3 protein-coding genes are annotated in these 4,767 nt (G+C 39.1%); 1 reads left to right on the forward strand and 2 read right to left on the reverse strand.

The features are described 5' to 3' along the window. Positions 1 to 1,166: PKD domain-containing protein (locus tag ACOVO2_RS01450; RefSeq protein WP_421768259.1), on the forward strand; the 1,166-nt coding region annotated here is incomplete at its 5' end. 63 nt (positions 1,167 to 1,229) lie between these two features. On the opposite strand, the gene acs is transcribed toward ACOVO2_RS01450, so the two are convergent. Together acs and ACOVO2_RS01460 are read right to left on the reverse strand one after the other, a co-directional pair. Then, positions 1,230 to 3,131: an acetate--CoA ligase gene (gene acs / locus ACOVO2_RS01455; RefSeq protein ID WP_421768260.1), complete on the reverse strand. Its 1,902-nt coding sequence runs from the start codon at positions 3,129 to 3,131 to the stop codon at positions 1,230 to 1,232. 298 nt (positions 3,132 to 3,429) lie between these two features. Further along, positions 3,430 to 4,473: an acyltransferase gene (locus ACOVO2_RS01460; protein WP_421768261.1), complete on the reverse strand. Its 1,044-nt coding sequence runs from the start codon at positions 4,471 to 4,473 to the stop codon at positions 3,430 to 3,432. Positions 4,474 to 4,767: the final 294 nt, after the last annotated feature.

Raw genomic sequence — 4,767 nt, forward strand, 5'->3', positions numbered from 1 at the left:
TAAATGGTTGTACTTCAGATGCAAGTGCGGCAATAACTGGACTCGAAATCAAGGCACTTCCTAATGCTCAAGCCTCCAACACTGGTCCGTATCTCGTTGAGCAAAATATCGACTTAATGGCAAGTGGTGGTATTAATTATCTTTGGACTGGACCTAATAACTTTAGTAGCTCAAGCCCAAATCCAACCATCAATAATGTCGTTTTGGCAATGGCTGGTACTTATACCGTTACCGTGACTGGTAGCAATGCGTGTGTCTCAACCGCTACCACCAACGTCGTTGTTTCGGGAGTTGACCCTTGCGACCCAAGTAGAATCGTTGATTATATTTACGTTAAAGCGGCAAACCCATACCAAGCTTTATTCCCACTTACCAATGGAATGGTAATTAATCAAAGAAATGAGCTTGTCTCTGTTTTAGCCAAAATTGTTTGTCCTGCGGCTAATATCAAAAGTTTCGAGATGAATATTCAAGGCCCTGAATTAAACTGGAACCTCATTCAGAACATTGCCCCATATACATTATTTGATAATTTCAAACTTGACGTTTTCGGCAGAAACTTCATCCCTGGCAATTATACACTTACTGTGACTGGTTTTCCTGAAATTAATAAATCAGGTCAGATGACTTATGGACCAAAAATCATTCAATTTACTGTTGTTGGAGATTTGGCCGTTATCAATGCTCCTGTTATCAGCAAAAATAGCATTTGTGCGGGTAGCAGCATTGATGTAAACATTGCGACAAGTGGTTCGTTTGTTGGTGCTGATAATACTTTCCAAGTGCAGCTTTCCGATTCGTCTGGCAGTTTTGCCGCTCCAATTGTCATTGGTTCGGCTAATAATACTGGAAATGTTGCTTGTACAATTCCGCTTAATACCGTGCAGGGTAGCAAGTACCTCATCAGAGTAGCTTCTTCTAATCAAGTCATTGCCAGTAACCCTGCTATGAGTTTCGTTTCAGTGCATCCGTTTAGGCATACTATTAATCAAGCCATTTCGGATAACCAAATAAAAAAAGCAGTTAGCTCTATCAATGCCGATAATAAAATTAGTACACCTGCTAAAGTCAACTTTGAAGCAGGTAATGCTATTGAGCTTAAACCTGGGTTTGCCGTTGAAGCTGGCTCAGTATTCAAAGCTGATATTAAAACTTGTGAAAATTAATGAAGTAGATAACTATAAAAAAACCGAGATTCAAATTGAGTCTCGGTTTTTTCAATTTTTAGATTACTTCAAAGCCTCTGCCCCATTCTTGATTTCTTCCACAATCGTTGGGTCGAGAAGCGTTGAAATATCTCCAAGATTTGAAGTTTCGCCTTCGGCAATTTTACGCAAGATTCTTCGCATGATTTTACCCGAACGAGTTTTTGGTAGGCCACTCACAAACTGAATTTTATCAGGTTTCGCAATCGGCCCAATCACACGGGAAACCGTTGCCAAAATATCCTTACGAGTTAATTCTTCGTCATGAATCATGCTTTCGCAGATAACATACGCATAGATACCTTGTCCTTTGATGTCGTGCGGATAGCCCACTATGGCACTTTCCACTACGCCTGTGTGCATATTTATTGCATTTTCTACTTCGGCAGTACCAATTCTATGTCCCGAAACATTTAATACATCATCTACACGACCAGTGATTCTATAAAAGCCATTTTCATCACGCATAGCACCGTCGCCCGTAAAGTATAGATTTGGATACGCCGAGAAATAATTAGTCCGACAACGCTCGTGGTCGCCCCATGTTGTACGCAAGATTGATGGCCAAGGGAATTTAATACAAAGATTACCGCTTACATCTCCACCCAAAATCTCATTTCCATTTTCATCAACCAACATCATTTGCACTCCCGGAAGTGGCAACGATGCCCAAGCAGGCTTCAATGGTGTGATTCCTGCCAAAGCCGAAATCATGATTCCACCAGTTTCGGTTTGCCACCAAGTATCTACCACCGGACATTTATCTTTACCAATATTTTTTGAATACCATTGCCAAGCCTCCTCGTTGATTGGCTCTCCAACCGAACCCAACACTTTCAAAGAGCTTAAATCTTTTCCTTCTACATATTCCAAACCAAAACCCATTAACGAACGAATGGCAGTTGGGGCAGTATAAAGAATATTTACTTTGTGTTTTTCAACAATATCCCAGAAACGTCCTGCGTCTGGGTAAGTCGGAACGCCTTCAAAAAGCACCGAAATCGCACCCGATGCCAATGGGCCATAAACGATGTATGAGTGCCCTGTAATCCAACCTATATCTGCCGTACAGAAATGCACCATGCCTGGCTTATATTGAAAAACATTTTGGAAAGTATATGCCGCATAAACCATGTAGCCACCGCAAGTCTGTACTACACCTTTTGGTTTTCCAGTTGAACCCGAGGTATAAAGAATAAAAAGTGGGTCTTCTGAGTCCATTTCTTCGGCTGGGCAGTCGCTTGTTACGTGTTTTTCTTCTTCTTCCCACCATACATCACGGCCTTTAATCATACTTACTGGCGTGCGAGTACGAGTAGCTACAATGACTTTCTTCACCGATGGACAGCCAATCATGGCATCATCAACCGTATCTTTCATCGGAATAGCTTTGTTTCCACGCACAGCCCCATCAGTCGTTACAACTGCTACACATTGCGAATCATTGATACGGTCAGCGATTGAAGTTGCCGAGAAACCTCCAAAAACTACTGAGTGAATCGCTCCGATTCTGGCACAAGCCAAAACTGCAATCGACAACTCGGGAATCATTGGCATATAGATACAAACTCGGTCTCCTTTTTGCACACCATTACGCTTCAAAACATTAGCGAAGCGACACACACGCTCAAATAATTGACGGTATGTAAGCGTTACGCTTTCTTCATTTGGGTCGTTGGGTTCCCAAATAATGGCTGGCTGATGCGGTTTATCTTTTACGTGGCGGTCCAGACAGTTTTCGGTAATATTGAGTTTCCCACCCACAAACCATTCTACTTTTGGTTCACTGAAATTCCAGTTCAGCACTTTTCTCCACGGTTTTCTCCATTCAAAATTATTGGCTGCAATTTCGCCCCAAAAATCTTCGGGATTTTCTACGCTCTTCTTGTAAGCTTCTTCGTATTCTTGGAAAGAGTTGATTTTCATTTGAGGTAATATTATAAAGTACTAAAATTGAATAAATGTATATAATTCTAAATAAAATGATTTTTAATTTCATTGCCGTCTGCTTCAGCTGACGGTAAAATTGTATAAAATCAAATTGGCTTTAGCCAAAATAAGCCCGATTTCGGCTGAAGCCATATTTTGATATTTTGTTAAGAACCGTCAGCTAAAGCAGACGGCAATGAGTTTAATATTAGATACAGAAATATCGAATAAATTACCACTAACAGCATGAGCAGTCCCGCTGTTTTCTAATAAACAGTCCACCAGTAACCAAAACTCACCCAGTAATCCAGCTACTTTTGGGTATTTTACTTAATATAAATATGACTACATAACAAATAAGGGTTGTCAGAATAAACTGCGTTGTGATGCCGATACTTGGGTGAATCCATTTGAAATTTATCTGAAACTGACGAGATAAAGTTTTCATCGGAATCAAATGCATCAAATACATTCCGTAACTAAATTTATCTAATTGTGCCGTTAAAGTTGGCAAAATTTCGATATTCAGTAAATTCTTAAAAGTCAGAAATGCTGAAATTGACATCAAAATAACCGACGGACTTAGGTAATCGAATAAGCTCGATTCATAGGCTTTATTATTTGCTACAGTCGAGAAATAAATTCCTACAAAAGTTATGAGCCAACTTACCAGAAAAACTGCTAATGAGATGAAACCTACTTTTCTTTGAGACAAATTTATTTGAAGATTCCCCAAAAAATATCCTAATACAAAATAGCCTAAATAACCCGAAAAGTATCGAATCTCAAAATTGATTTTGATGCCCAAAAACTTTTCAAAATATGGATAAACCGTACAGGCTACAAACCACATGATTAAGAAAAACTTTACTTCTTGGTCGGTCGCTTGCGTTATCCATCGACTTACGATTGGCGAAAACAGATAAAGCCCCAAAAGCATATAAACAAACCATAAATGCCCCGAACCGCCAGCTCCACCAATTAGTATTTTTTTAAGAATATCAACGAACTCAAACTTTGTTTTTTCGGCAGGAATAATTCCGAAATAATTTCCCCAAAGCATAAAAATGATTGTCCAAAGTAAAAAAGGAATGAATATTCTGGAAAATCTTTTCGATAAAAACTCTGTTAAATTTTTGTATTTTCCTAAGAGCAAATACCCCGAAAGCATCACAAAAACTGGCACAGCGAATCGACCGAAGGCATTTGAAGCATTGCAAATCCACCACCAACTATTGGGGATTTTTCCCATCAAGTAAATACCTCCTGCTGCACAGTGAAGCATAATTACGGTTAGGGTTGCAAAAACTCTCAAATTTGAAATCCAGATTACTTTCATGCTTTTACTTTTTAGAGGGTAGTATCAGTGAAAACCGCATAACTGTCAGATTATGTGTTTTTCTGATTGAAGATTAAGGATTGACGATTAAAGATCGATAAGTTACTTTTGCGATACAAATGGTGTTTGTTTTTTCAAAAATCTAAAATCATCAATCTCTAATCCTTAATCGCACGGGCGACCCCGCTTCAGTTTTTCTTTTAACCAGACAGTTTCAGTGTCCTTACCGAAAAACTTTTACTGAAAAACTCCAATTTTTCTGTTCCTGATACACTCTTCTATTTCTGTTAAAAT

It is taken from the genome of Emticicia sp. (assembly GCF_049241225.1).
GTDB lineage: Bacteria > Bacteroidota > Bacteroidia > Cytophagales > Spirosomataceae > Emticicia.

Bases quoted from the DNA above. Each gene is read 5' to 3' on its own strand.
- acs (WP_421768260.1), bottom strand. From the start codon at position 3,131: ATGAAAATCAACTCTTTCCAAGAATACGAAGAAGCTTACAAGAAGAGC.
- ACOVO2_RS01460 (WP_421768261.1), bottom strand. From the start codon at position 4,473: ATGAAAGTAATCTGGATTTCAAATTTGAGAGTTTTTGCAACCCTAACC.